The sequence below is a fragment of the Streptomyces sp. NPDC051940 genome (genome assembly GCF_040680895.1).
Classification (GTDB): Bacteria; Actinomycetota; Actinomycetes; order Streptomycetales; family Streptomycetaceae; genus Streptomyces.
Genome location: NZ_JBFAXR010000017.1, coordinates 1 through 26,018 on the forward strand (window position 1 = coordinate 1; position 26,018 = coordinate 26,018).

Genomic DNA, 26,018 nt, shown 5'->3' on the forward strand with positions numbered 1-26,018 from the left:
CAGGGACGCGATGTCCCTGACCGTGTCGCGGCCCGCGCCCGCGCGGGGCGGGTCCAGGACGTACGGCACCGCCCCGGCCCGTACCCGAGGAGCCAGCCATGCCCGTACCGCCGGTCGCCGACTCGTGGGCACGCGTCGAGACCTGGCTCGCCGCGCGCGGACAGCTGCACCAGCTCGCCGCGCCCGCGACCGCCGGACAGCTGGCCGAGCTGAGCCGGCTGCTCGGTCTGCCGCTGCCCGCCGAGCTGGCCGCCTCGCTGGGCCGCCACGACGGAGGCGGCGCGTTCTGCCTGCCGCCCGTCCATACGCCGCTCGGCGCGGAGGGCGTCGCCGAGATGTGGCGGATCAAGACCTCGGTCTGGTCGCGGTCCCCGTCGAAGGCGTTCCGGCCCTGGTACGTGCCCTTCGCGGCCGACGGCTCCGGCGGCTGCCTCTACGTCGACACCCGGCGGGGTGCCGCGGCACGGATCGGCCAGCACGACCGGGAGGGCGAGGCGCCCCATCCCACCGCCCACCCCATGTGGGACTCGCCCGCCTCCCTCCTCCACCATGCGGCGAAGGCCCTGGAGACGGGCGAGATCCTCGACTGCTATGTCCCGCCGGGGCCGGACAGCGACTTCCTGACCTGGGAGTACGCGGCCGACGACGAGGACTGAGGGGTCAGCGCGCGCCGGCGTCCTCGACGTTCATCGCCTCCCGGGCCGCGATGAACGCGTCCACCGCCCGGTTCACGTCCTCGGTCGAGTGCGCCGCCGACAGCTGGACCCGGATCCGGGCCTGGCCCTGGGGGACGACCGGGTACGAGAAGCCGATCACGTACACGCCGCGCTCCAGCAGCAGCTCCGCCAGCCGCGCCGCCACCGCCGCGTCGCCGATCATCACGGGGGCGATGGCGTGGTCGCCGGGGAGGATCTCGAAGCCGGCCTCGGTCATCCGCGAGCGGAACAGCTTGGTGTTCGCGGCCAGCCGCTCGCGCAGATCGCCCGCGGCCTCCAGCAGGTCCAGCACCTTCAGCGACGCCGCGGCGATCACCGGCGCGAGGCTGTTGGAGAAGAGGTACGGGCGCGAGCGCTGGCGCAGCAGGGCGACGATCTCCGCGCGGGCCGCGACGTAGCCGCCGGACGCGCCGCCGAGGGCCTTGCCCAGCGTGCCGGTGATGATGTCGACCCGGTCCAGCACACCGTGCAGCTCCGGCGTGCCGCGTCCGCCGGGGCCGACGAAGCCGACCGCGTGCGAGTCGTCGACCATGACCATCGCGTCGTACCGCTCCGCCAGATCGCAGATCTCGCCCAGCGGCGCGACGTAGCCGTCCATGGAGAACACACCGTCGGTGACGATCAGCTTGCGCCGCGCCCCGCCCTCCACGGCCGCCTTCAGCTGCGCCTCCAGGTCCGCCATGTCGCGGTTGGCGTAGCGGAACCGGCGGGCCTTCGACAGCCGGATGCCGTCGATGATCGAGGCGTGGTTGAGGGCGTCGGAGATCACCGCGTCCTCGGCGCCGAGCAGGGTCTCGAAGACGCCGCCGTTGGCGTCGAAGCAGGAGGAGTACAGGATCGTGTCCTCCTGGCCGAGGAACGCCGACAGCCGGCCCTCCAGCTCCTTGTGCACCTCCTGCGTGCCGCAGATGAAGCGCACGGAGGCCATGCCGTAGCCCCAGCGGTCCAGCGCCTCGCGGGCGGCGGCGACGACGTCCGGGTGGTCGGCGAGGCCGAGGTAGTTGTTGGCGCAGAAGTTCAGCACCTCGCCGGGGCGGCCGCCCGCGGAGACATGCACGGACGCGGACTGCGGGGTGTCGATGACGCGCTCGGGCTTGTGCAGCCCGGCCGCGGTGATCTCGTCGAGGGTGGCCTGGAGCTGGGGGCGTACGGAGTCGAACATGTCGGGTCCTTGCCGGCTAGGGGAGGCGGAGGGTGCGGTCGCTGGGGATCGGACGGTCCGGTGGCGGGGCGTCCGGTCCCGGTCGGGCGGGTCAGGCGGTCCAGTCGAGGATGATCTTGCCGCTGCGGCCGCTCGCCGCGTCGTCGAAGGCGGCCTCGAAGTCGGTGTACGCGTACCGCCCGGTGATCACCGGCGACAGGTCGAGGCCGCCCTCGATCAGCACCGACATGGCGTACCAGGTCTCGAACATCTCCCGGCCGTAGATGCCCTTGATGGTGATCATCGAGGTGACGATCCGGGCCCAGTCGACCGCGAACTCCTCGGCCGGCAGCCCCAGCATCGCGATCTTGCCGCCGTGGGTCATGTTCGCGAGCATGTCGCGCATCGCGATCGGGTTGCCGGACATCTCCAGGCCCACGTCGAAGCCCTCACGCAGCCCCAGCGTGCGCTGGCCCTGGGCGATGGAGGTCTCGGCGACGTTCAGCGCCAGGCTGACGCCGATCTTGCGGGCGAGGGCGAGGCGCTCCTCGCTGACATCGGTGATCACGACGTTGCGCGCACCGGCGTGCCGGGCGACGGCGGCGGCCATCAGGCCGATCGGGCCGGCGCCGGTGATCAGCACGTCCTCGCCGACGAGCGGGAAGGACAGCGCGGTGTGCACGGCGTTGCCGAACGGGTCGAAGATCGCGGCGACGTCCAGGTCCACGGGCACCCGGTGCACCCACACGTTGGACGCGGGCAGCGCCACGTACTCGGCGAACGCGCCGTCACGTCCGACGCCGAGGCCGACGGTGGCGCGGCACAGGTGGCGGCGGCCGGCGAGGCAGTTGCGGCACTTGCCGCACACGAGGTGCCCCTCGCCGCTGACGCGGTCGCCGACGGCGATGTCGGAGACGGCGGCGCCGGTCGCGACGACCTCGCCGGCGAACTCGTGCCCGACGACCAGCGGCGTCTTGATGGTCGACTGGGCCCAGCCGTCCCACTTGCGGATGTGCAGATCGGTGCCGCAGATACCGGTGCGCAGCACCTTGATGAGCACGTCACCGGGCCCGATCTCGGGTTCCGGCACGTCCGTCAGCCACAGTCCTGGCTCCGCCTCGGCCTTGACCAGCGCCTTCACCGTATGGGCTCCTGTCGTTCGGTTGTCCGCGCCGTCGTCCGCGCGCGTGTTCCTCTCCGAGGAAAACACGATAAAACGGGCAAGTCGCGTAAGGGTGGGGTGTGGCCCTCGCACGGGGGCCGCCACAGGAGAATCTGCCGCAGATCGGGGCGCGGGGCCATCGAGGTTTTCTTAAGGGCGCCCCCAGGTCTGCTTCACGGCGCGGGGGGTGCCGCTGCCTGGTCCTGCGCCGGCTGGACGAAGCGCAGTACGCCCCACATCCCGCGTTCGGCCGTCTCCCGGTCCAGGTCGGCGTCCGCGCGGCAGGCGTCGAGCTCCTTGTGTACGCGGTCCGCGTCGATGCCCGTGCCGATCAGCACCAGCCGCGTCTGTGGCCGCTCGTCCGCGGCCCAGGGCGCGGGTGTGAAGCGCAGGAAGGAGCCGACGGTGTGCAGCCCGAACTTCCGTTCGTCGCCCGGTGCGGCGAAGTGCACGTGGCCCTTGACGCGGTACAGGCCCTCGGGGCGGCGGTCGAGGAAGGCCATCAGCCGGCGCGGGTCGAGGGGTTCGTGCGAGGTGAACGCCACGCTGTCGTACCGGGCGTGGGCGTGGTCGGCGTGGTCGTCCTCCTCCTCGCGCAGGATGTCCGCGAAGGACAGCTGCCGCGTGGCGGTGTCCCGCCGGGGCCGCGGGTCGAAGAGCAGCGCCGGGTCGACCCGGCCGTACGCCGTCTCCACGACGGCGGTGCCCGGGCTGAGCGCCGCCACTGTCTCGCGGAGTCGGTCCAGGGCCGTGCGCCCGACGCGGTCCGCCTTGTTGAGGACGACGAGGTCGGCCACGCCCAGATGCCGGTCGATCTCCGGATGCCGCTCACGGGTGGCGTCGAACTCCGCGGCGTCGACCACCTCGACGAGCCCGCCGTACACCAGCCGCGGATTCTCCCCGGCCAGCACCATGCGTACCAGCTCCACGGGCTCGGCCAGCCCGCTGGCCTCGACGACGATCACGTCGATCCGCCCGGTCGCCGCGAGCCGGTCCAGACACGCCTCCAGCTCGCTCGCGTCGACCGCGCAGCACAGGCAGCCGTTGCCGAGGGAGACCATCGCGTCGACCTGCCCGGCGACGGCCATGGCGTCGATCTCGATACTCCCGAAGTCGTTGACGACGGCCCCGATCCGGGTACCGCCCCCGGCGCGCAGCAGCCGGTTCAGCAACGTGGTCTTGCCGGACCCCAGGAAGCCGGTGAGCAGGATGACGGGAATCGGGACGGCGGCCAAGGGGATCTCTCCGCGAAACGGATCAGTCATACGGTCCAACACCGCCCAAGCCTAAGCGCCCCCACCGACACGCGGCCCACCCAACCGCCCCGCCCCCGCGGGGTCTCGGGGCGGAGCCCCGTCGCGCAGTGCGACGGGAGGCGGACGAGTCGCGTCGAGGGACGATCGGGTTCCGGGTTCGGGCGGATCGCTGTCACCGGCTGTGGTTGTCTGTCAACATCATGTACACGGCGGAGTTGAACGGGGGCGGTGTGGCGCAGGCGATCGAGGACTCTTGGCGGATGCGGATTCTCGGCGCGGACGGCGCACCACAGGGGTCGGGTGTCCTGGTGAGCGGCGGCCGGGTGCTCACGTGCGCCCACGTCGTACAGGCCGCGCTCGGGCTGGAGGAGGGGGAGAGCCCGCAGGGGCGGACGGTCACCGTCGACCATCCCGGATCCCGCAGTGACGACCCGTCGTACGCCGCCGTACTGCCGCAGGGCTGGGCCCCGCCGGACGGCGAGCGCGCGGACGTCGCCGTGCTGCAGCTGGATGGACGGCCGCCCGCCGACTGCGCACCGGCCCGGCTGCGCCGCTGCGGCCCCGCCCGCGGCCGCGCCGTGAAGGTCTTCGGCCAGTCCACCGCCGCCGGCCCCGGCCTGTGGGTCGAGGCCCGCCTCATCGGCGCGGGCGGGCTGAGCCCCGACTGGATCCAGCTCGGCGGCCGGGAACCCCTGGGGCCCTGGGTGCGCGGCGGGTACAGCGGGGCGGGAACCACCGATGAGAACGGCGACGTCCTAGGCATCGTTGTCGCGGCACCACGCTCGTCCGAGTCCGGCGTCGCCTGGATGATCCCGGTGGAGGCGATCGTGCGCTACTGCCCGCTGCTGGGCGACGCCGTGCCGGCCGGTCCCGGCCGCGACGCCGGCTGGCCGCGCGGCGCCGACCGCGAGCTGACCACCGCCCTGATCCGCGTGCCCAGCATGCGCGACCCGCAGCGCCGCGAGAGCGTGCTGCGGGAGACCGGCGACGAGATCCTCGCCATCGCCCAGCGCTCGACCGTGCTGATGGAGGACGTGCGGAGCATCGTCGAGACGTGCCTGCAGTACGCCGACGGCGTCGAACGGCTCGCCGCCGCGCTGCGCTGGTACGAGCGGGAGTCACTGCCGATGCGGGAGTTCGACCGGGTGGTCGCGCAGCTGCGCGCGGAGCCCGAGCCGTGAGCGGCCCGGGAGCCTCGCGCTCCGAGACGCTCTCCGAACTGGCCTCCCACATCATCCGCACGTCCACCCTCAGCCGCGGGGCGACGCTGCGGCACGCGGCCCGGATCTTCACCGAGCGGTACGGCGTCTGGCCCCTGCAGGAGACCGGGTCCCTGTTCCACGACGTCCACGCGACCCTGGACCTGTGCGACCGCTTCCCCGGCGGGCTGCGGTGCTTCCTCGACGCGCTCGGCGCCGAGCAGACCAAGAGCCTGCCCTGGGCGCGGGTCGAGGAGCTGTACCGGCTGCTGTACCCGGACAGCCTGCTCACCCCGGACGAGCGCGAGCAGCTGCTCGCCCTGCTCGACGCCCGCACCTGCACGGCGTCGCTGGCGGCCCTCGCCCTGCGCTTCGTGTCCCCGCCGCTGCCCGCGCGGGCCGGCACCGCGGCGCTGCTCGACGCGCTCGACGACGTCCTGATGCCGCCGGACGGCGTGCATCCGCTGCTCGCCTTCGTCGAGGCCGCCGCCGTACGCGAGGACCCGCTGCTGGAGGACGAGTTGCGGACGTGGAACGACCGTGTCGCGCGCCGCCTCGGCTGCCCGCGCGAGCGGCTGCTGGGCCTGCGCGCCCGCGAGTCGGCCCGCAGCGGGCGGCCGTTCGAGCCGTCGCGCCTGCTGGTGGAGATCGACGGCCGTACGCCGGTCGGGAACCGGTTCCACCTCCGCGCCAGCCTGGTGACGCCGGGGGAGGCCCTGCCGGTGCTGCTCGCCGACTGCCATGTGACGTCCAGGGCCGCCCTGGAGGCGAAGGTCGCCACGGTGCACCAGCAGGCGCTGACCCGGCTGGGTGAGCTGAGCGCCGGGCTGCGGGTGGAGTTCGTGCTGCCCCGGCCGCTGCTGTGGCTGGAGGTCGACCAGTTCGCGATCCGGCCGTCCGGGTCGGTGGCGCGCCCGATCGGCGCCGACCACACCGTGCTGGTGCGCAGCAGCGACCGGTTCCGCAACCCGCACTGGTGGCCCGCGCTGCGCCGCCGGCTGACCTGGCTGGAGTCCCACCCCGACGGGGAGTTCGACGCCCCGGCCGTGCGGTGCGTCCCGCCGGGCGGGATCCCGGCGCCGGGCGACCTGCTCAGCGAACTGCGCAACAGCGACACGCCGGTGTGCTTCGTGCTGCTCGAACCGCCGCCCTACGAGGGCGATCTGACGGCCGATCCGGTGTACGTCCTGCTGGAGGTCGGCATCCCGGCGATCATCGCCGTACGCCGCAGCGGCCGGCACGCCGACGCCCGGCCCGAGCTGTGGAACCGGCTGGGCGGACGGTTGGAGGCGCTGCCCGAGCGGGTACGAATGTTACGAGGCTCGGTCAATGGCACGAGGACGCTGGACCTGCATCGGCACATAACTCTAGTGTGGGACAGCCGAGACGGACTGGAGGGGGCGGAGCCCGTGCTGGGGCATCCGCGGACCGGGGGTGGCAATCCATGACCGGGGAGACGACCGACCTGCGCGAGGAGCGGCATCCCCGACCTCCCTCCTGGTGGGTGTTCCGTGACAACGGCGCGTACCACACGCCCGCCGACGAACTGCCCCCGCTGCCCGCGCCCCCGCCCTGGCGGCGCTTCCGGCCGGACACCGACAGCCCGCCGCTGGCCATCCCGCTGCCGGCCGACTCCGCCGACGTGGACCGCAAACTGGGCTCCCGGCGCGCGGGCACGCTCGACCACGCCGTGGTGGACGTCATCAACGCGTCCCTCCAGCTCAGACGCCCGCTGCTGGTGACCGGCCAGCCCGGCACCGGCAAGTCCAGCCTCGCCTACCAGATCGCCGCCGAACTGGGCCTGGGCCGCGTGCTGTGGTGGCCCGTGGTCAGCCGCACCACGCTGCGCGACGGGCTGTACGACTACGACGCGATCGGCCGGGTCCAGGACGCCCCTGTGGGCACCGGCCCCGGCGCGGAGCGCGGACCGCTGCCCGACGTGGGCCGCTATCTCACCCTCGGCCCGCTCGGCACCGCGCTGCTGCCCTGGCGGCGGCCCCGGGTGCTGCTGATCGACGAACTGGACAAGAGCGACGTCGATCTGCCCAACGACCTGCTGCACATCTTCGAGGAGGGCGAGTTCCGCATCCGCGAACTCGAACGGCTCGGCCAGTCCCGCAGGGAGGCGAGCGTCGGCACCGCCGACCACGGTGATCCCGTCGTGGTGCGCGACGGCAGGGTCCGCTGCTCCGAGTTCCCGGTCGTCGTGATCACCAGCAACGGCGAACGCGCGTTCCCGCCCGCGTTCCGCCGCCGCTGCCTCGAGGTCGAACTCGCCGCGCCCGACGAGGACCGCCTCGCCGCGATGATCGAGTCGCACTTCGGCCCCCGCACGGACGCCGGTACCCGGCAGCTGATCCGCTCGTTCCTGCAGGAGCGCGGCGACGGCTCGCTGGCCGCCGACCAGCTCCTCAACACCGTGCACATGCTCACCAACGGCGCCGCGGACGCCGACGAGGCGTCGTGGTCGCGGCTGCGGTCCGCCCTGTGGCGGAGCCTGGCGACGGACACCTCGCCATGACCGGCCGGACGGGAGGCCCGGCGCCGACGGCCCGCGAATGGGCGGAGGCGCTGTGGCTGGCCGACCGGGTCGGGGCGAGCGAGGCCGCGTTACGGAACGAGCTCCGGCCCTGGCCGGAGCCGCCGCCCGGGGCACAGGACTCCGCCCCCGCCGCCCCACCGGAGCCCAGCCCCGGCTCCCCGCCTGAAACGCCGCCTCCGTGGTACGACGAGCAGGCCGACGGGATCGCGCACACCGACGACGAGCCCGGTCCGTACGACGGTGAGCCTTCGGTCGCGTACGACGCCCCCGGCCTCGAGCCGCTCCCCGGGTTCGACAGCCCCGACTCCGCACCCCGCCACCCGCTCCCGTCCTCGCTCACGAGGGGCGCGGTCCCCGCCCTCTTCGACACCGACACCCGCCCCGGCATCCTGCGCGACCCGCTGCGCCTCGCCCGGGCCCTGCGCCCCTTCAACCGCCGTATCCGCACGGGCCGCAGACACGTGCTGCACGAGGAGGCGACCGCCGTCCGCTCGGCCGAGCTGGGCCGCTGGAGCCCCGTGCTGACGGATGTACCGGACCGCTGGTTCGAGGTCGCCCTCGTCGTCGAGCAGAGCGTGTCGATGTCCGTCTGGCAGGACGTGGCGGCGGACCTCGCCGAGCTGCTGCGCCGCCAGGGCGCGTTCGCCGACGTACGGGTGTGGCGGCTGACCGTACCCGGCGGGAAGTCGGCGCGGCTGCAGCCCGAGCGGGGCGGCACCGTGCGCGCCCCGAGCGAGCTGTTCCACCCCCAGGGGCGGCGACTGGTGCTGCTGCTGAGTGACTGCGTGGGCGAGTCGTGGGCTTCCGGCACCCTGCCGCGGCTCCTGCACCGGTGGGCGCGCCACGCACCCGTCGCCGTACTCCAGCCGCTGCCGAGCCGGCTCTGGGACCTGTGCGAGGCGGTGCCCCGCGACATCCGGGTGCGCGCGGTGGCGCCCGGCCTGCCCAACGCGCTGCTGTTGCAGCGGCGCAACCGCCGCTGGGAGCGCACCCCGTTCGTGCCCGTGCCCGTGCTGGAGCTGGAGCCCGCCTGGTTCGCGGGGTGGGCGCGCCTGGTCACCGGCGAGGCTGCCCGGCACAGCGATGTGGCCGCCCTGCTGGTGGGCGAGGAGGGGCTGGCCCAGGAGTGCCTGCCCCCGCTCACCCCGGACGTCCGGGCCCGCCCCGTCACCGCCGACCAGGCGGTGGGCCGCTTCCTGCGGCACGCCTCGCCCCAGGCACGCCGGTTCGCGGCCCGCCTCGCGATGGTGCCGCTGCGGCCGCAGGCGGTCGGCGCGGTGCAGCGCCTGCTGGGGCGGGCGGCCGGACCGCTGCCGTTCGCGGAGATCCTCCTCGGCGGCCTGCTGACCGTACGCACCGACACCGACACCGACACCGACACCGACGGCGACCAGCCGCCGTACGACTTCGCCGAGGGCGTCCGCGACCAGCTGCTGCGCGGGCTCGGCCGCACGGAGACCCTGCGCACCCTGCAGGAGGTCTCCGGTATCGCCGGCCGCGCCCTGGGCGCACGCCCCGGCCTCCTCGGCACGCTCCTCACGACCCCGGCGGACCTCGACGCGACCGCGCTGGCCGCCGCGGACCGCGAGCTGCTGTCGGCGGCGGCGCCCGCGCTGGCGGCGCTGGGACCGCCCTACGCGGGGGCGTTGAAGCGTGCGCGGGAGCAGGCCGTCACCCCTACGCAACCGGCGGAAAGGGGTGATCCGGGATCTCCTGGGCAGAACTCCCAGGGTTCGCCCAGCACCACCCCCGCCCCCGTCGCTCAGGCCGGGGACCCGGCCCGGAACACGGAGGAAGTGCCGATGGATCCCGCCCCTTCCCCCACCACCCAGCCGCCGGCCGGCCCGACGGGACCGAGGACACCGCCCGCGGGCATCGCGTTGCCGGGCCGGCTGCCCCGGGCCATGCCGCTGCCGCAGGCGCCCCACTTCACGGGCCGGGAGGAGGAGCTCGACGAGCTGCGGCGGATGCTGAACGCCGACGACCGGGTGGCCGTGCTGCCGTACGCCCTGTACGGCATGGGGGGCGTCGGCAAGACCCGGCTGGCCGTGGAGTACGTGCACCGCCACCACACGGAGTACGAGCGGATCTGGTGGATCGACGCCGAGCAGCCCGCCGTCATCCGCCAGCAGCTCGCCTCGCTCGTCGCGGACTTCGGGGCGGCGGCCGAGGGGCCCGGCGACCCGGTCGAGCGGGTGCTGGCCGCGATGGCCACCGGCACCCCGTTCAAACGCTGGCTGCTGGTCATGGACAACGCGGGCGCGCCCCAGGACGTCATCCCGTACATCCCCTCGCTGCTCGGCGTACCGGACGGGGCCGGACACGTTCTGGTCACCTCGCGCCACTCCGGCTGGTCCGGGCGCGTACAGGCGCTGCGCGTGGACGTGTTCACCCGCGAGGAGAGCATCGGCTTCCTGCGCGAGCGCACACCGTGGGCCACCCGGGAGGAGGCGGAGCGGCTCGCCGAGTCGCTCGGCGACCTGCCGCTGGCCCTGGAGCACTCCGCGGCGGCCCAGACCCAGTCCGGCATCCGCACGGGCGCCTATCTGGACCTGCTGGAGAACCGCCGCCGCGAGGTGCTGGCCGAACCCGCCGCCTCCGGCGTCGCACCCGTCGCGGCCACCTGGCGCACCTCCATGGAGCTGTTGCGCGAGCAGCACCCGCAGGCGCTGGAACTGCTGCGGCTGCTGGCCTTCTTCGGCCCGGAACCCATCGCCCAGTCCTTCCTGCGCGACGCCCGGCGGCTGCCGCTGCCCGACGACGTCGCCGCGGTCGTCCGCGACGAGCTGGCCCGCGGCCGGGCGATACTCGCGATCAACCAGTACTCGCTGCTGACCGTCAACCCCGGGACCGGCACCCTCCAGGTGCACCGGCTGCTCGCCGGCGTACTGCAGGACGAGCTCTCCGACGAGCGGCGCACCGAACTCAGCCACCACGTCCACCAGATCCTCGCCGCGCACGACCCCGGCGACTCGCAGCGCCCGGAGAACTGGCGCGGCTACGCCGACATCCTGCCCCACCTCGAACCCTCGGGCCTGCTGCGCTGCGGCGACGAGCACGTCCGCGACACCGCGCTGGGCATCCTCGGCTACCTGGTCGCCCGCGGCGACCTGCGCGGGACGGTCCAGCTGGCCCGGAAGATCGTCGGCGGCTGGACCGCCACGCTGGGCCCCGACCATCTGCAGACCCTGCGGGCCCGCCGGGTGCAGGCCAGCGCGCACTGGCAGCTCGCCGAGTTCGACGCCTCCCGGCGGGCCAACGAGGACATCCTGCGACGGCTGCGCGCCACCGTCGGCGACGACCACCAGCAGACCCTCACCGTGGCCGGCGCCACCGCCGCCGACCTGCGGGCCGCGGGCCGCTTCAGCGACGCGCTGGCACTCGACCGCGACGCGTACGAACGCGTGTCCCGGCTGGCCGAACCCCACCCCGCGTGGGCGCTGGCCGTCGGCCACAACTACGGCGTGAGCCTGCGCGTCAACGGCCGCTACGAGGACGCGCTCGCCATCGACGAGCGGGTCCACGAGGCCCGGCTCGAACTCCTCGGGCCCACCGCCCGCTCCACGCTCTTCTCCATCAACAACGTGGCCCGCGACCTGCGTGAATGCGGCCGCTACCTGGACGCGCTCGTCCTGCAGACCTCCACCCTCGCCCGCTACCGCGACGAGTACGGCGACCAGCACCCGCACTCCCTGCGCGCCATCAAGAACATGGCGGTGACCTGCCGCAAGGCCGGCGAGTTCGGCCAGGGCCTGGCCCTCGCCGAGGAGGTGCTGGAGCTGTACCAGCGGCACTTCGGCCCCGACCACGTCGACACCCTGGCCGCCCTCACGAACATCGCCAACGACCTGCGGCTGACCGGCGATCCGCAGGCGGCGCAGGAACACGGCGCCGACGCGCTGCGCCGCTACCACGCCGTCCTCGGCCCCCGGCACCCGCTCTCCTCGGTCGCCGGCGTCAACCACGGGGCGGCCCTGCGTGCCGCCGGCCGGCGTGCCGAGGCCCGCCGGGTGGACGAGGAGACCGTGTCCGCGCTGACCGGCGCCCTCCCCGACGACCACCCCTGGCTGCTGCTCGCCCGCGTCAACCTCGCCACCGACCTCTCCTGGGACGGCGATCCGGGCGCGGCCCGCTCGCTGGGTGAGGAGTGCGCCCGCGGCCTGCAGACCCGCTACGGCGACCGCCACCCCACGACGCTGGCGGCCCTGACCAACGTCGCCCTCGACATGATCGCGACGGGCGACGACGAGGGCGGCGAGGAGCTGCTGGCGTCCGTGCAGCGCCGCTACCTCGCGACGCTGGGACCGGAACACCCGGAGAGCCGCGCCGCGGCGGCGGGCCTGCGGGCGGAGTGCGATATCGAACCGCCGCCCATCTAGCGGGCCCTGACGGGCGGCGGGGTGGCGTCCCACTCGTCGAGGACCGTCCGTATCGCGTCCAGGAGCAGCCGGCCGTGGTCGGTGAGCCAGCCGCCACGGGCCAGTTCGTCGCAGGCGCGGCGGGCGGTCAGGCGCCACTGCTCGTACGGCGCCGGGGCCCGGGGGTTGCCGAGTGCCGCCTCCGTACGCCAGAACCCGGCCGTGACGAGGAACGCGGCGGTCCCCTGGAGCAGCGCGGAGGGCGGCCGCGGCCGGTCGCTCCACGGAGCGGGGGCGCGGGCGCCCGGCGGGGCGTCGATCAGCCGGGTGAGGTCCTGCAGGGCGTACAGCAGCGAATGCTGCGCCTCGTGCACCAGCAGGGCGGCGAGACCCGCCGGATCGTCGAGCGGCGCGAGGCCCACGAGCCCGAACGCGTCGCCGACGGACGCGCCGAGGCGCTGCCCGCCGCCGGGAGCGGACCGCGCGGCGTCCAGGGGCAGCACCGCCCGGACGGTACCGCCCACGGCACGCGCCCGGTCGGGATGGCGGGCGGCGAGCACCTCCCAGGCGGCGCCGAGCCGGCCGCGCCAGCCCGCGACCACCTCGGGCCCCGACGGCCCCGCGGTGCCGAGGCCCTCGGGCCCGTGCCGCTCCAGTCGTACGGCCAACTCGGCGCCGTGCGCGGCGAACCGGAGACGCGGCACGGGCGTCCAGCCGGGGCCGTCCGGGACGGGGACGACCTGCGAGCCGCACCGGACGACCGTCCCGCCCGCGCCCCGCTCCACCCGGGCCGTCGCGCCGGCGTCCGCGCCCAGGACCGCGTGGCCGAGCCCCGGCAGCACGAGCATGCCGCCGGACACGGGGACGTCCAGCCGGAACGCCAGCCCCGAGCGGTGCCCCGCGGCCGCCGCGAGCACGGCCACCGCGCCGTGCCGGCCGGTCCGTACGGCCTCGGCGAGGGCCGCCCCGGCGGCGGGGTCGGAGAGCACGGAGTCGAACACGGCGGGCGCGTGGCGGCGTACGGCCGCGAGGAGGTCGATGCCCGGCAGCCGGCCGCCGGGACCGCCGGTGCGGGTCCGGTGCAGGGCGCGCAGGAGCAGCAGGTTCCGGCCGGTGCGTGCGGTGCGCAGCAGCCGGAGCGTGCCGGCGTCGGGGACCCCGCGCGCCGCCTGCCGCCACAGGGCGCGCGGCAGCGGCAGTGCGGGCGCGGCGGCCCGGCCCGGGTACGTCAAGGGCGGGTCCCGGGTTGCTCGGTCGGTTCGCCGGGCTCGGTCGGCTCCCCGGACCCGCGCTGCTCGGCCGGCTCCCCGGCCCCCGTGGCCCTGGTGACGTCGGCCCGGACCACGCCGGCCACGTGCCGGATCAGCGCCATCAGGTCCGGGCAGTAGACGGAAGGGTTGAGAAAGCCGTTCTCCGCCCGGTAGCGGTGCGGGTAGTGGCCGCCGCCGCACACCGCGCCGACCGGACAGGTGCTGCACGCGGCGGCCAGTCCGCGCGCGGCCGACTGGCGGGCCACCAGGCCCGGATGGTCCAGCAGCGCGTCGAACGGGTGCCGGTGGATGTCGTAGCCGCTGCGGTCGGCCCCCTCGAACGCCGACTTGAGCTGGTCGGAGAGCGTGAGCGAGCCGTCCGTGTCGACGACGGCGAGCTGCGACGGCGCGCCGCCGATGGTCTCGGTACGGGAGACGCCGCCGAGCAGCAGATCGAGGACCGACTCGAAGAACGCGATACGTACGGGCGGTCCGGGGGAGTGGTACCACCGGTCGAACACCGCGGCCAGCCACCGCCCGTACGGGATGTGGGCGGGGTCGTCGGTGCGCTGCGGCGGCCGGTTCGTCCAGTTGCCGAGGGGGAGCAGCAGACGGATCGCCTCGGGCTCGTACGCCAGCAGGTGTTCGTACACCTCGAGCGGATCCGCCGTGACGTCCACCGTGCACAGGATGCCCGCCCAGACGTCGCGGTGCTCCGGGCCGCCGAGGCGGCGCAGGGCGGCGGAGACGCGGGCGTGGCTGCCGCGCCCGGCCGGGTCGCGGCGCCCCCTGTCGTGCACCCGGGGCGGCCCGTCGAGGCTGACGGCGATGCGGATGTCCGCCTCGTGGCACAGGCGCAGCACGTCGTCGTCCACCAGCAGGCCGTTGGTCTGGATCACGACCTCGGCGCGGGTGCGGTCCGGCAGCAGCCGGCGCAGGGTGAGGGTGAGGTCCCGGAGCAACGCGGTTCCCGCCAGCAGCGGTTCCCCGCCGTGCAGGATCACGCGGAGCGAGGGCAGCCGGTGCCGTTCGGCGTGCTCGGCGATCCGCCGGCACAGCTGCCGCACCGTGCCGGGCGCCATGGTGTGCGGCTGGGAGCGCCACAGCTGGTCGGCGCCTTCGTAGACGTAGCAGTAGGTACAGGCCAGGTTGCACCGGCTGTGCACCTTGATCACGAACTCCCGGAAGGGGAGGGGGCGTTCACCCCCCGCGCGCAGGGCGGCGACGTCGAGCAGCTCGTCGGGCCACCGGCCGGGGGCGGCGCCGGCGGGGGCCGTCATGAGGCGGCGGCGCGGTGCCCGGGGTCCGGGGGGCCGGCGCGGGTGAACGCGGCGCCGTCGCCGCGCCGGGGGCCCTCGTTGGGGTCGCCTCCCGAGTCGTACGCCGCGACCGGGGCCTCCTCGCCGGCGAGATGGCTGAGGACGCGCCGCAGCGCCGCGGACAGGGCGGGACTGGTGCCGTCGAGGATCTCCTCGAGCGGAACCCCCGTCAGATCCGGAATGTCGGCCACGCCCGCACCGCCCCCGTGTGACATCGCACTCAGCCCCCTGTCGCCATGCCGGTTTGATCTGAGCATATCCACGTCACCCCATTGGGGGCAGCGGGCGAATCAGGCTTGACGGGCTTCCCGGCAAAGGCGTTGGCGGCCGTTATGATGCCCGCTTACCGGGGCGGCCGACAGGTGGCCGATTCACCGGCTGCCCGGTTGACCATCGAACAGTTGGCCGTCACCCTCATAGTGCGGAGGTGTCGGCCGACAGAAGCCTGCGGGGGAGACGCGGTGTCGTATGACGGCGAAGAGAGCTCGCGGCGCCGGCCGTTACGGGCGCGTGCCGCACGGCTCCTGCCAGGTGACGACTCCGACGACTCGACGCTCCGCTGGATCGCCCCCGCCGCCTTCATCGGCGTCGTCGCCGGACTGGGCGCCGCCGCCCTCTTCGGGCTGCTGCACCTGTGCACCGGCTGGCTGCTGGAGGGCGTGGCCGGATACCAGCCCTACCGGACCACCGCCGAGGGCGGCTTCCGGACGCTGACCGGATCCGACCGCCCGTGGATCGTGCCGCTCGTCGCGGCCGGCGGCGCCCTCGTCGCCACGGCGCTCGCCGTGTGGCTCGCGCCCGAGGCGCGCGGCCACGGTACGGACTCGGCGATCGCGGCCGCGCACAAGGACCCGACCGGGATGCGCGGACGGGTGACGGTGGTCAAGCTCGTGTCGTCGGCCGTCACCATCGGCTCCGGCGGATCCGCCGGTACGGAGGGACCGGCCGCGCAGATCTCCGCCGCGTTCGGCTCGGTCATCGCGCGCCGTACCGGAATGACGCGCGAACAGGCCCGTACCGCCCTGGTGATCGGCCTCGCCGCCGGCGTCGGCGCCATCTTCAAGGCACCCCTCGGCGGGGCGCTGCTGGGCGCGGAGCTGCTGTACCGCCGGGGCATGGACGCCCGCGTGCTGCCGAAGTCCCTCATCGCGTCGGTCGCCGGCTGGCTGGTGTTCGGTGCCTGCTACGGCTTCGAGCCGGTGCTGGGCGCCCACGCGCCGCAGAGCCTCGGCGGCGTGCCGGGGATCGCCCTCATCGCCCTGGTGGGGCTGGTCGCGGGCGGCGCGGGGCGGCTCTACGCCTGGTCGTTCTACGCCGTGCACAACCGGGTGGAACGGCGCGCACGCAGGGCGTGGAGCCGTATCGCCGCGCCGACGGTCGCCGCGCTGCTCGTCGGCGGTCTGGGGCTGCTGGTGCCGGGGGTGCTGGGCACCGGGTACGGGCTGATGGAGGGGCTGACGCAGGAGCGGGTGCTGAGGGACCTGCCGCTCCTCGTCGTGATCGCGATCCCCTTCGCGAAGATCGCGGGGACGGCCCTCACCGTCGGATCCGGCGCCTCGGGCGGCATCTTCGGGCCGTGCATGGTGGTGGGCGCGGGGGTGGGGGCGCTGGTGTGGCGCCTCGCCGAACCGCTCGGCATCGCCCCCGGCACCCCGCTCGTCCTCGTCGCGGTCGGGATGGCCGCCTGCCTCGGCTCCGTCGCCCGTGCGCCGCTCGGGGTGCTGGTGATGACCTCGGAGATGTTCGGCAACGCCGCGCTGCTGGGGCCGGGGCTGCTGGCGGTGCTGTGTGCGCAGGGGGTGGCGGGACGGGTGACGTTGTACAAGAGCCAGGCGGAGCGGGTGCCGTCGGGGGCGGTGGCGCAGGCGGCCGTGCGGGCGTCGGTACGGGGTGAGGCCGGTGGGGTCGGGGACGGGGGGCCGGGCCGCGACGGAGGGCCGGTCGGCAGGGCGCCGGAGCCGCGGGGGGTTGGTGGGGCGGACACGGTGGCGGTCGGTGCGTCTGATCCGGTCGCCGTCAGCGCGTCTGATCCTGCCGCCGTCAGTGCGCCTGATCCGGTGTCGGTGACGTCGACGGATCCGCGGGCGTGCTGAGGGGCGGCGGGGCGGGCTCCGGTTCCGGTGCGGCCGGCGGCGGTGCGTCCTCCTCCTCCGGCTGCGGGCGCCTCGCGAGGGCGTCGTTCTCCCACACCACCTTCACCTTCAGATGGCCCTCGACGCCGGTACGGGCGATCACCGCGCCCGCCTCGACGTTGAACTTCACCCCGAACTCCAGCTCGACGGTAGACGGTGACCGTGCCATCGACGTGATCCGCTCCAGCGTGCGGCCGGCCACGTCGCGGATCTGGTCCAGGCCCGCCTCGAAGCCCGCGACGGCCTCGGTCCGCGTACCGTCGGCGCGCCGCCGTACCCGCTCCACGCCGGAGTCGTCCTCGGCCAGCTCGACGTACACGGCGGCCGCCCCGTCCCCCAGCTCGAACCGCACCAGTTCCTCGGCCATGCGCTCCCCCCTCGGCGTAAGCCTTCATCATCGGCAGCGGGCACCCCGGGGGGCAATCCTCCGGTGGAGTGCGCGGGTACGCTCGTGCGGGCCGTGCGCGGGCACGGGTGATCATGACGAGGGGTGCGCGTGGACATCGAGGCGATCCGGACGCGGCGGCTGAGCCTGTTGCCGCTCGCGGTGGAGCACGCCGACGAGATGGCGGAGGTGCTGGGTGATCCGGCGCTGCACGCGTTCATCGGCGGCGTCCCCCTGACGCGGGAGGAGCTGCGCGCGCGTTACGCCCGGCTGGTCGCGGGGTCCCCCGACCCGTTCGTGGTCTGGGGCAACTGGGTGGTCCGGCTGGACGAGGAGCGCTGTCTGACCGGCACGGTGCAGGCGACGATCACCGGGGACGGGGCGGAGATCGCGTGGGTGGTGGGTACGCCCTGGCAGGGCCGGGGGATCGCCACCGAGGCGGCGCGGGGGCTGGTGGACTGGCTGCGGTCGCGGGGGGTGGGCCAGGTGTACGCGCATGTCCACCCCGGTCACGCGGCGTCGGCGGCTGTCGCGGGGGCGGTCGGTCTGGTCCGTACCGACCGCATGCAGGACGGGGAAGAGCGGTGGGAGGCGTCCTTCGGGGCGTAGTCCAGCGTGTCGTGAGGGTCGTCGAGTCGGGGAGTGGCTGCGCGGTGAAGGATCCGGAACTGCGGGGAGCCGAGGCGGCGGTGGCCGCCGCGCTCGGGGCGGACGGGGGCGTCGTTTCGTACAAGAGCCTGGACGGCGGTACGTACAACACGGTCTTCCAGGCCGATCTCGAGGACGGGCGGCAGTGGGTCGTGAAGCTCCCGCCGCCCGGATCGCAGCCGGGGCTCGCCCACGAACGGCGGCTGCTGCACGGCGAGGCCACGTTCTACGAGGCGGCGGCCGGTCTGCCGGAGGTACCGGTGCCCCGTCTGGTACGGCACGTCGTGGACGGCCCGGATCCGTATCTCGTCATGACGGCGTGCCCGGGCGTGCCGTGGCACACGGTGGCGCCCGCGGTACCGGACGCGGAACGGCGCCGGCTGCGCCGGGAGCTGGGGCGGTACGTGGCGCGGCTGCACACGGTGACGGGGCCGGCGTTCGGTTACCCCGGCGAGCCGTTCGCGCCGCTGGCCGGGGGGTGGCGCGAGGCGTTCGCGGGGATGACCGACGCCGTCCTCGACGACGCGGTGCGGTACGGGGCGGAGTTGCCGGTGAGCGTGGAGCGGTGCCGGGAGGTGCTCGGGGCGGCGATGCCCGTGCTCGACGAGGTGACCCGCCCGGCGCTGGTGCACTTCGACCTGTGGGACGGCAACGTGCTGCTGCGGGACTCCGGCGCCGGCGGGTTCACCCTCGGCGGGATCATCGACGGCGAGCGGATGTTCTGGGGGGATCCGGTGGCGGACTTCGTGTCACTGGCGCTGTTCGGCGACATCGAGGACGACACGGACTTCCTCGCCGGATACGGGGAGGCGGCCGGATCCCCACTGCGCTTCACCCGGTCGGTCCGCACTCGGCTCGCGCTGTACAGCGCGTACCTGTACCTGATCATGCTGGTCGAGTCGATCCCACGGCGCCATTCACAGGAGCAACGGGACTGGGCGCGACGGGTGGTGGCACCGCTGCTGGTGGGGGCGGTGGGGGAGTTGTCGGGGGTCAGCGGATGAACGGGGCGTCGGTGGCGAGGTGGTCCCAGAAGGAGTCGAACCATCGCTGCGCCTCTTCGACGAAGTCGGGATCGTTGATCCCGGCGCCGGACGCGTCACCGGTGGTGTACAGGAACAGAGTCGAACCCAGGCCGAGGACGTCCAGCACGTGAAGGGTGTCGCCCTTGTAGGTCACTGGGTGCTCCACCAGCCGGTACAGCCCGTGCAGCACGACCTCTTTGTTGAGGATGTAGAGCTTGTGGGACGGCGTCAGAGGAACCGTGCGGACGCGCGCGGACACCTCGCTCACCAGGTTGAGGTCCTGCAGGCTCGTCAGGGCCTCGACGAGCGACGGTGCATGGCGGCCGGTCAGTTCCCGGTGGCGCTCGAGCGGGCGGGTGTCGCTCGGGTCGTCCACCGAACGGGGGAAGGCGAGAAGAGCGTCCGTGCTGGGCAGCATCACCCGGACGGTGATGCGCTCGGGCGGCTCGATCTCGTTGTCGCGGATCCGCGCGACCTGGGTGCGGATGTGGGTGTCCATCGACTCGGCCGTGAGGGTGAACAGGTCCAGCGTGACCTCACGGGCTTCGAAGGCGGACCGGATGTACGGAGCCAGGTGCACCATCGAGGGCTTCGTGGGCGCGGTGGAGTCCAACACGACCGTGCCGCTGCCCTGCTTGATCCGTACGAGGCCGAGACGCGTCATCTCGGCGATCGCCTGACGGACCACCTGCCGCGACACGCCGAAGCGTTCGGCGAGCTGCTCCTGGGTGGGCAAGGTCGCGCCGGCCGGGTAGATACCGTCGTTGATCTCCATCCGAAGCGTGTCAGCGATCTGCTGCGGCTTCGGCTTCCTGCCGTTCGCCTTCCACATGGAAGAGTCTCCGTTCAGCACAGAACAAACTTAGTCCCTTCCGACTGCATCAACAGCGTCCCCCGGCGGCCAACGGCTGTGCCCTATGCACTACTTGGCTGAAGTGGGTCAGGTTTCGGGCTCAACCATCCGGGCGGACGCTCCCCAGCTCGTCCCCGAGCAGCCACTTCTCGTACGAGGAGGCGATGGCGGAGGGGGAGGGCACCGCGAGGAGGCCCAGGGCGGGGGCGGCCTGGATGAGCGCCTGGTGGACCGCTCGTGCGGCGAGCGCCGTCCGTGCCGGACGGACCAGCGGAGCGGCCGACTCGAGTGCCATGCCCTGGCGCACCACGTCGGTGTAGACGGACTGGACCCGTTTGTAGCGCAGATAGTCGTGCAGGCCCGCGTGGAGCAGGCAGAACGGCCGCCGGGTGAGCCGGCCGGCCTCATCCGTGAGCCGGTCCAGAATCCCGGGGCGGACCCCGAGCGCCGCGAAGAGGCCCCCGTACCTCTGGTGGTGCGTGTCGCGGACCCGGGAGGCGGTGAACCGGAGGCGCCCTCTAGAAGGTGAGCACGGAGGGGTGACCGCTGCTGAGCACCGTCGGTATCCGTGGGACCGCGTGGCCCGCCAGCAGGCCGGCGGTGGGACCTGTGACGGCTCATCCCCGGCGCAAACCGCACCGGGCGTAGCAAACCCTCCGCAGGACGGTGCCTCAAGTAACCCCGCGGAGCCCAAACCGCAACCCCTGTCCGCTTCAATGCTTGACGTTGGGGAGCGCGCCCAGGTTACGACTTCTGGTGTCGCGCTGTGGCGTGAACCGGCCATGAACGCGCGGCGGCGGCAATCGCCGCAGGTAACGCGCGAGTTGCGTGAGAAGCCTTGACAGGTACCAGCCCATCCCGCACTGTGGGAGCGCTCCCAAGGCTTCAAGGCTTTGCAACATCCCCCCCACCAGAGCCGCGGGGAGGAGTGGACTCGCGCGCCGCCCGGCGTGAGGCCTCCGCATGTGTCGACCGTGTTCGCCGTACCCCCGGGACGGGGTGTGGGCCGGACCGGAACGCGTGCCTCCACCCGCTTGGAGAAAAGGAGCCGGCGATGACGCTGGTGCAACGCTCGACGTCCGGTGCCGGGCGCCGCGGGAGTACGGGACGTGCGATGGCCGCCGCCGTGGCGATGGCCTTCGCGCTCGCCCTTCCCGTGGGCGGCACCGCGGGGTCCGCGACCGCCGCGACCCCCGAGGCGGCGGAGGCGGCCGCCGCCACCCCCACGGCCGAAGCGGCCGCGGCCACCCCCACTCTCCACCAACTCGCCGCCGCCAAGGGCCGCTTCTTCGGCTCCGCCACCGACAACGGCGAGCTCTCGGACACCCCCTACACCCAGATCCTGGGCAGCGAGTTCGGCCAGATCACCCCCGGCAACTCCATGAAGTGGGAGAACACCGAACGCACCCAGGGCCAGTTCACCTTCGCCGGCGGCGACCAGATCGTCGACCTCGCCCAGTCGCACGGGCAGCTCGTGCGCGGGCACACCCTCGTCTGGCACAGCCAGCTGCCCGGCTGGGTGTCGGCCCTCCCGGCCGCCCAGGTCCGCCCGGCGATGGAGAACCACATCGCCCAGGTCGCCGGGCACTACCGCGGCGACGTCTTCGCCTGGGACGTCGTCAACGAACCCTTCAACGAGGACGGCACCTACCGCACCTCGCCCTTCTACAACGCCATGGGCCGCGACTACATCGCCCACGCCCTGCGCGCCGCCCGCGCCGCCGACCCGACCGCCAAGCTCTACATCAACGACTACAACGTCGAGGGCATCGGCGCGAAGAGCGACGCCCTCTACGCCCTCGCCCGCGACCTGAAGGCCGCCGGCGTACCGCTCGACGGCGTCGGGCTGCAGGCGCACCTGGCGATCCAGTACGGCTTCCCCGGCCAGATGCAGCAGAACATCCAGCGCTTCGCCGACCTCGGCCTCGACGTCCACATCACCGAGCTCGACGTACGGATGGTGCTGCCCGCGGACGCCGCCAAGGAGGCCACCCAGGCCGACTACTACCGCCGCGTGATCGAGGCGTGCATGGCCGTGACCCGCTGCACCGGGATGACGGTCTGGGACTACACCGACAAGTACTCGTGGATCCCCGGCACCTTCTCCGGCCAGGGCTCCGCCCTTCCCTGGGACGGCAGTCTGCAGCCCAAGGCCGCCCTGCTCGACACCATCCGGCGCGCCCTCGGCTACACCGCCCCCGTCGACACCTCCCCGCCCAGCACCCCGGCCGGGCTCACGGTCGGTGCGACGACCAGCAGCAGCGTCTCCCTGTCCTGGTCCGCCTCCACCGACGACACCGGCGTCACCGGCTACGACGTCCTCCGCGGCGGTACGCAGGTGGGGACCGCCTCCGGTACGTCCTTCACCGACACGGGGCTGGCCCCGGCCACCGCGTACAGCTACACCGTCCGCGCCCGGGACGCCGCCGGGAACGTCTCGGCCCTGTCCGGCGCCGTCAGCGCCACCACCCAGCCGGGCGGCGGGACCGGCGGGCAGCTCAAGGTCCAGTACAAGAACAACGACCCCAACGCCACGGACAACTCGATCAAGCCGGGGCTGCAGGTCGTCAACACCGGGACCGCTGGCATCGATCTCTCCCGCGTCACCGTCCGGTACTACTTCACCGGTGAGTCCGGCGCCACCACCTACAGCACGTGGTGCGACTGGGCCGTCCTGGGCTGCAGCCGTATGACGCACACGGTCGCGGCGCTCCCCGCCGCCCGGCCCGGTGCGGACCGGTACCTCGAACTGCGCTTCACCGCCACCGCCGGCACCCTCGCCCCGGGGGCCGCCACCGGTGAGATCCAGCTGCGGTTCAACAAGACCGACTGGTCGAACTTCAGCGAGGCCGACGACTACAGCCGCGGCACCAACACCGCCTTCGCGGACAACCCGAAGATCACCGTCCACCTCGACGGACAGCTGGTCTACGGCACCGCCCCCTAGCCCGACCCGCCCGCCCCCGGCGCCCAAGGAGCCGGGAGCGCCCAGCCGTGCCGCCGCGCCGGCGACCGGGAGCATCCCGGCGCGGCGGCACCCACCACCGGCGAGGCTCCAACGCCGGCGCCCACCACCGGCGCACGCTCCGACGCCGGCCGCCCGTCCCGGCGTACGCCCCCGCGCCGGCCAGCACGGCAAGAGCACCGCCGCACCACGCACCCGCACGCCCCACCCTTCACTGGAGGACCCGTGCCCGACCCTCAGACGCCCGATAAGTCCCCTTTGGTCAGCCGGCGCAGCTTCGCCGCGGCCACCGGGGGCGCCCTGCTCGCCCTCGGCGCCGGCCAGGCGCTCGCCCGCGCGGCCGCTCCCGCCGCGGAGGCCGCCGGGACCGCCGCAGCCCCCGAGGCGGCCGCGGCCGCCGCCGACGGTCCGTACACCCAGGCCTTCCTCACCCAGTACAACAAGATCAAGAACCCCGCGAACGGCTACTTCAGCGCCGACGGCATCCCCTACCACAGCGTCGAGACGCTGATCGTCGAGGCCCCCGACCACGGCCACCAGACCACCTCCGAGGCGTTCAGCTTCTGGATCTGGCTCGAGGCCGCCTACGGCCGGGTGACCGGCGACTGGACCCCCTTCAACCGGTCCTGGGAGATCGCCGAGGCGTCGATCATCCCCCCGCACGTCGACCAGCCCACCAACAGCTCGTACAACCCCTCCTCCCCGGCGACCTACGCCCCCGAGCACCCGGCCGTCACCTCCTACCCCTCCCAGCTCGACTCCTCCGTCTCCGTCGGCGCCGACCCCATCGCCTCCGAACTGGCCTCCGCCTACGGGACGATGGACATCTACGGCATGCACTGGCTGATGGACCTCGACAACGTCTACGGCTTCGGCAACAAGCCCGGCACCGGCGACGAACTCGGCCCCGGCACGATGGCCTCGTTCATCAACAGCTACCAGCGCGGCGCCCAGGAGTCCGTCTGGGAGACCGTCCCGCAGCCGACCACCGACCTGTTCAAGTACGGCGGCACCAACGGCTATCTCGACCTGTTCGTGAAGGACGCCTCGTACGCCCGCCAGTGGAAGTACACCAACGCCCCCGACGCCGACGCGCGCGCCGTGCAGGCCGCCTACTGGGCGTTCCGGTGGGCCACCGAGCAGGGGAAGGCGAGCGCCGTCTCCGCCTCCGTGGCGAAGGCCGCCAAGATGGGCGACTACCTGCGCTACGCGATGTTCGACAAGTACTTCAAGAAGATCGGCAACTGCACCAGCCCGACCGGCTGCCAGGCCGCCACCGGCCGCGACGCCCAGCACTACCTGCTCTCCTGGTACTACGCCTGGGGCGGCTCCACCGGTACCGGCGGCGGCTGGTCCTGGCGTATCGGCGACGGCGTCGCCCACCAGGGCTACCAGAACCCGCTCGCCGCCTGGGCGCTGTCCACCATCCCCGCCCTGACCCCCAAGTCGCCCACCGCCAAGGGCGACTGGCAGAAGTCCCTCGCCCGGCAGCTGGAGTTCCTGCGCTGGCTGCAGTCCGCCGAGGGCGCGCTGGCCGGCGGCTGCGCCAACAGCTGGGACGGCCAGTACGGCACCCCGCCCGCCGGCACGCCCACCTTCTACGGCATGGCGTACGACTGGCAGCCCGTCTACCACGACCCGCCCAGCAACAACTGGTTCGGCTTCCAGGTCTGGGGCATGGAGCGCGTCGCCCAGTACTACTACGTCTCCGGCAACGCCACCGCCAAGGCCCTGCTCGACAAGTGGGTCGCCTGGGCCTCCGCGCAGACCACCGTCGGCGCCGACGGCAGCTACCGCTTCCCCTCCACCCTCGGCTGGACGGGCGCCCCCGACACCTGGAACCCCACCACCCCCGGCGCCAACACCGGCCTGCACGTGTCCGTCGTGGACTACGGCGACGACGTCGGCGTAGGCGCCGCGCTCGCGATGACGCTCATCTACTACGCCGCCAAGTCCGGCAACACCGGCGCCGCGGGGCTCGCCAAGTCGCTGCTCGACGCGATGGCGCTGCACGCGGACAGCAAGGGCATCGCCGTGCCCGAGACCCGCCGCGACTACAACCGGTTCGACGACGAGGTCTACTTCCCGGCCGGCTGGACCGGCACCTCGCCGCAGGGCGTGGCGCTGCGCTCCGGCACCACGTTCATCGGGATGCGGCCCTGGTTCCGCCAGCACGCCGACTGGCCGAAGGTGCAGGCGTACCTCGACGGCGGCGCGCCGCCCGTCTTCACGTACCACCGCTTCTGGGCGCAGGCGGCGCTCGCGCTGTCCTTCGCCGCGTACGCCGAACTCCTCGGCGACGAGGGCGGTCCCGGCGGCGGCGACACCACCGCGCCTACCGTGCCCACCGGGCTGGCCGTCACCGCGACCACCGCCAACAGCGTCTCCCTGTCCTGGACCGCCTCCACCGACGACACCGGCGTCGCGGCGTACGACGTCTACCGCGACGGCACCCCGGTCGCGAGCCCGACCGCCACCAGCTACACCGACACCGGTCTCTCCGCCGCCACCGCCTACCGCTACCAGGTCGCCGCCCGCGACGCGGCCGGCAACGCCTCCGCCCTGTCCGCCGAGGTCACCGGCACCACGAAGACCGGCGGCGGGACGGGCGGGGTCAAGGTCCAGTACAAGAACAACGACTCCAACGCCACCGACAACTCCATCCGCATGTCGCTGAAGGTGGGCAACACCGGCGGCGGCGCCCTCAGCCTCTCCACCGTGACCGCGCGCTACTACTTCACCTCCGACGGCGGCGCCTCCACCTTCACCACCTGGTGCGACTGGGCCATGCTCGGCTCGGCCAACGTCACCCACCGGGTGGTGGCGCTCGGCACCCCGAAGGCCGGCGCGTCGCACTACGTGGAGGTCGGCTTCACCGCCGGCGCCGGCAGCGTCGCCGCCGGGGCCGACTCCGGTGAGATCCAGCTGCGCGTGCACAAGTCCGACTGGTCGAACTTCAACGAGGCCGACGACTACAGCCGCGGTACGAACTCCTCCTTCGCCGACGCGTCCAAGATCACCGCGTACGCGGCCGGCCAGCTCGCCTGGGGGGTCGAGCCGTGACGGG

19 protein-coding genes are annotated in these 26,018 nt (G+C 73.7%); 10 read left to right on the plus strand and 9 right to left on the minus strand.

The window, feature by feature from the left end:
* Positions 1 to 98 precede the first annotated feature (98 nt).
* Positions 99 to 656 (plus strand): SMI1/KNR4 family protein, encoded by a 558-nt coding sequence (locus tag AB0M28_RS09915; protein WP_365400626.1) that lies wholly within the window; start codon positions 99 to 101, stop codon positions 654 to 656.
* Positions 657 to 660: 4 nt separating this feature from the next.
* Here the strand turns inward: AB0M28_RS09915 and AB0M28_RS09920 are convergent, their stop codons facing one another.
* From AB0M28_RS09920 to AB0M28_RS09930, 3 genes are all read right to left on the minus strand, one after another.
* Positions 661 to 1,878: a glycine C-acetyltransferase gene (locus AB0M28_RS09920; RefSeq protein ID WP_365400629.1), complete on the minus strand. Its 1,218-nt coding sequence runs from the start codon at positions 1,876 to 1,878 to the stop codon at positions 661 to 663.
* A 91-nt stretch (positions 1,879 to 1,969) separates the two neighbouring features.
* Positions 1,970 to 2,998 carry an L-threonine 3-dehydrogenase gene (tdh, locus tag AB0M28_RS09925; protein ID WP_365400632.1) on the minus strand — a complete coding sequence of 343 codons (1,029 nt, stop codon included), beginning with the start codon at positions 2,996 to 2,998 and terminating at the stop codon, positions 1,970 to 1,972.
* 194 nt (positions 2,999 to 3,192) lie between these two features.
* Positions 3,193 to 4,284: a GTP-binding protein gene (locus AB0M28_RS09930; RefSeq protein WP_365400635.1), complete on the minus strand. Its 1,092-nt coding sequence runs from the start codon at positions 4,282 to 4,284 to the stop codon at positions 3,193 to 3,195.
* Between the two features lie 176 nt (positions 4,285 to 4,460).
* Between AB0M28_RS09930 and AB0M28_RS09935 the strand changes: the two genes are divergently transcribed.
* From AB0M28_RS09935 to fxsT, 4 genes are read left to right on the plus strand one after another with little or no spacing between them, the layout of a single operon-like run.
* Entirely contained in the window at positions 4,461 to 5,456 is a 996-nt protein-coding gene (locus AB0M28_RS09935; RefSeq protein WP_365400638.1) for a trypsin-like peptidase domain-containing protein, read from the plus strand.
* A complete protein-coding gene (locus tag AB0M28_RS09940) occupies positions 5,453 to 6,922 on the plus strand; it encodes a hypothetical protein (RefSeq protein WP_365400641.1) in 1,470 nt (489 codons plus the stop codon). The genes AB0M28_RS09935 and AB0M28_RS09940 overlap by 4 nt, the downstream gene beginning before the upstream one ends.
* The gene (locus AB0M28_RS09945) at positions 6,919 to 7,995 is read left to right on the plus strand and encodes an AAA family ATPase (RefSeq protein WP_365400644.1); all 1,077 of its coding nucleotides are present in this window, start codon (positions 6,919 to 6,921) and stop codon (positions 7,993 to 7,995) included. Before AB0M28_RS09940 ends, AB0M28_RS09945 begins: the two co-directional genes overlap by 4 nt.
* The gene (fxsT, locus tag AB0M28_RS09950; RefSeq protein ID WP_365400647.1) at positions 7,992 to 12,395 is read left to right on the plus strand and encodes an FxSxx-COOH system tetratricopeptide repeat protein; all 4,404 of its coding nucleotides are present in this window, start codon (positions 7,992 to 7,994) and stop codon (positions 12,393 to 12,395) included. Before AB0M28_RS09945 ends, fxsT begins: the two co-directional genes overlap by 4 nt.
* Here the strand turns inward: fxsT and AB0M28_RS09955 are convergent.
* The 3 genes from AB0M28_RS09955 to fxsA are packed head-to-tail and all read right to left on the minus strand — an operon-like array spanning position 12,392 to position 15,134.
* A complete protein-coding gene (locus tag AB0M28_RS09955) occupies positions 12,392 to 13,606 on the minus strand; it encodes an HEXXH motif-containing putative peptide modification protein (RefSeq protein WP_365400650.1) in 1,215 nt (404 codons plus the stop codon). The genes fxsT and AB0M28_RS09955 overlap by 4 nt on opposite strands.
* The gene (locus AB0M28_RS09960) at positions 13,603 to 14,904 is read right to left on the minus strand and encodes an FxsB family cyclophane-forming radical SAM/SPASM peptide maturase (protein WP_365400653.1); all 1,302 of its coding nucleotides are present in this window, start codon (positions 14,902 to 14,904) and stop codon (positions 13,603 to 13,605) included. The genes AB0M28_RS09955 and AB0M28_RS09960 overlap by 4 nt, the downstream gene beginning before the upstream one ends.
* Positions 14,901 to 15,134: an FxSxx-COOH cyclophane-containing RiPP peptide gene (gene fxsA / locus AB0M28_RS09965; protein WP_365400655.1), complete on the minus strand. Its 234-nt coding sequence runs from the start codon at positions 15,132 to 15,134 to the stop codon at positions 14,901 to 14,903. The genes AB0M28_RS09960 and fxsA overlap by 4 nt, the downstream gene beginning before the upstream one ends.
* 270 nt (positions 15,135 to 15,404) lie before the next feature.
* On the opposite strand from fxsA, the gene AB0M28_RS09970 reads away from it, so the two are divergent.
* Complete coding sequence (locus AB0M28_RS09970) at positions 15,405 to 17,036, plus strand: chloride channel protein (RefSeq protein WP_365400658.1); 1,632 nt, start codon at positions 15,405 to 15,407, stop codon at positions 17,034 to 17,036.
* On the opposite strand, the gene AB0M28_RS09975 is transcribed toward AB0M28_RS09970, so the two are convergent.
* The gene (locus AB0M28_RS09975) at positions 16,984 to 17,442 is read right to left on the minus strand and encodes a CU044_2847 family protein (protein ID WP_365400661.1); all 459 of its coding nucleotides are present in this window, start codon (positions 17,440 to 17,442) and stop codon (positions 16,984 to 16,986) included. The two genes, AB0M28_RS09970 and AB0M28_RS09975, sit on opposite strands and share 53 nt — an antisense overlap.
* Positions 17,443 to 17,571: 129 nt before the next feature.
* Here AB0M28_RS09975 and AB0M28_RS09980 point away from each other — a divergent pair, with 129 nt between their 5' ends.
* The gene (locus tag AB0M28_RS09980; RefSeq protein WP_365400776.1) at positions 17,572 to 18,069 is read left to right on the plus strand and encodes a GNAT family N-acetyltransferase; all 498 of its coding nucleotides are present in this window, start codon (positions 17,572 to 17,574) and stop codon (positions 18,067 to 18,069) included.
* Positions 18,070 to 18,113: 44 nt separating this feature from the next.
* The gene (locus AB0M28_RS09985; RefSeq protein WP_365400663.1) at positions 18,114 to 19,112 is read left to right on the plus strand and encodes an aminoglycoside phosphotransferase family protein; all 999 of its coding nucleotides are present in this window, start codon (positions 18,114 to 18,116) and stop codon (positions 19,110 to 19,112) included.
* Here AB0M28_RS09985 and AB0M28_RS09990 read toward each other — a convergent pair.
* Both AB0M28_RS09990 and AB0M28_RS09995 read right to left on the minus strand, forming a co-directional pair.
* Complete coding sequence (locus AB0M28_RS09990; RefSeq protein WP_365400666.1) at positions 19,102 to 19,965, minus strand: GntR family transcriptional regulator; 864 nt, start codon at positions 19,963 to 19,965, stop codon at positions 19,102 to 19,104. The genes AB0M28_RS09985 and AB0M28_RS09990 overlap by 11 nt on opposite strands.
* A 121-nt stretch (positions 19,966 to 20,086) precedes the next feature.
* Positions 20,087 to 20,281, minus strand: a complete 195-nt coding sequence (locus tag AB0M28_RS09995) for a hypothetical protein (protein WP_365400670.1) — start codon at positions 20,279 to 20,281, stop codon at positions 20,087 to 20,089.
* A gap of 759 nt (positions 20,282 to 21,040) precedes the next feature.
* Here AB0M28_RS09995 and AB0M28_RS10000 point away from each other — a divergent pair.
* Both AB0M28_RS10000 and AB0M28_RS10005 read left to right on the plus strand, forming a co-directional pair.
* Positions 21,041 to 22,933, plus strand: a complete 1,893-nt coding sequence (locus AB0M28_RS10000) for an endo-1,4-beta-xylanase (protein WP_365400673.1) — start codon at positions 21,041 to 21,043, stop codon at positions 22,931 to 22,933.
* A 318-nt stretch (positions 22,934 to 23,251) separates the two neighbouring features.
* Positions 23,252 to 26,014 carry a glycoside hydrolase family 48 protein gene (locus AB0M28_RS10005; protein ID WP_365400779.1) on the plus strand — a complete coding sequence of 921 codons (2,763 nt, stop codon included), beginning with the start codon at positions 23,252 to 23,254 and terminating at the stop codon, positions 26,012 to 26,014.
* The last annotated feature ends 4 nt before the right edge of the window (positions 26,015 to 26,018 follow it).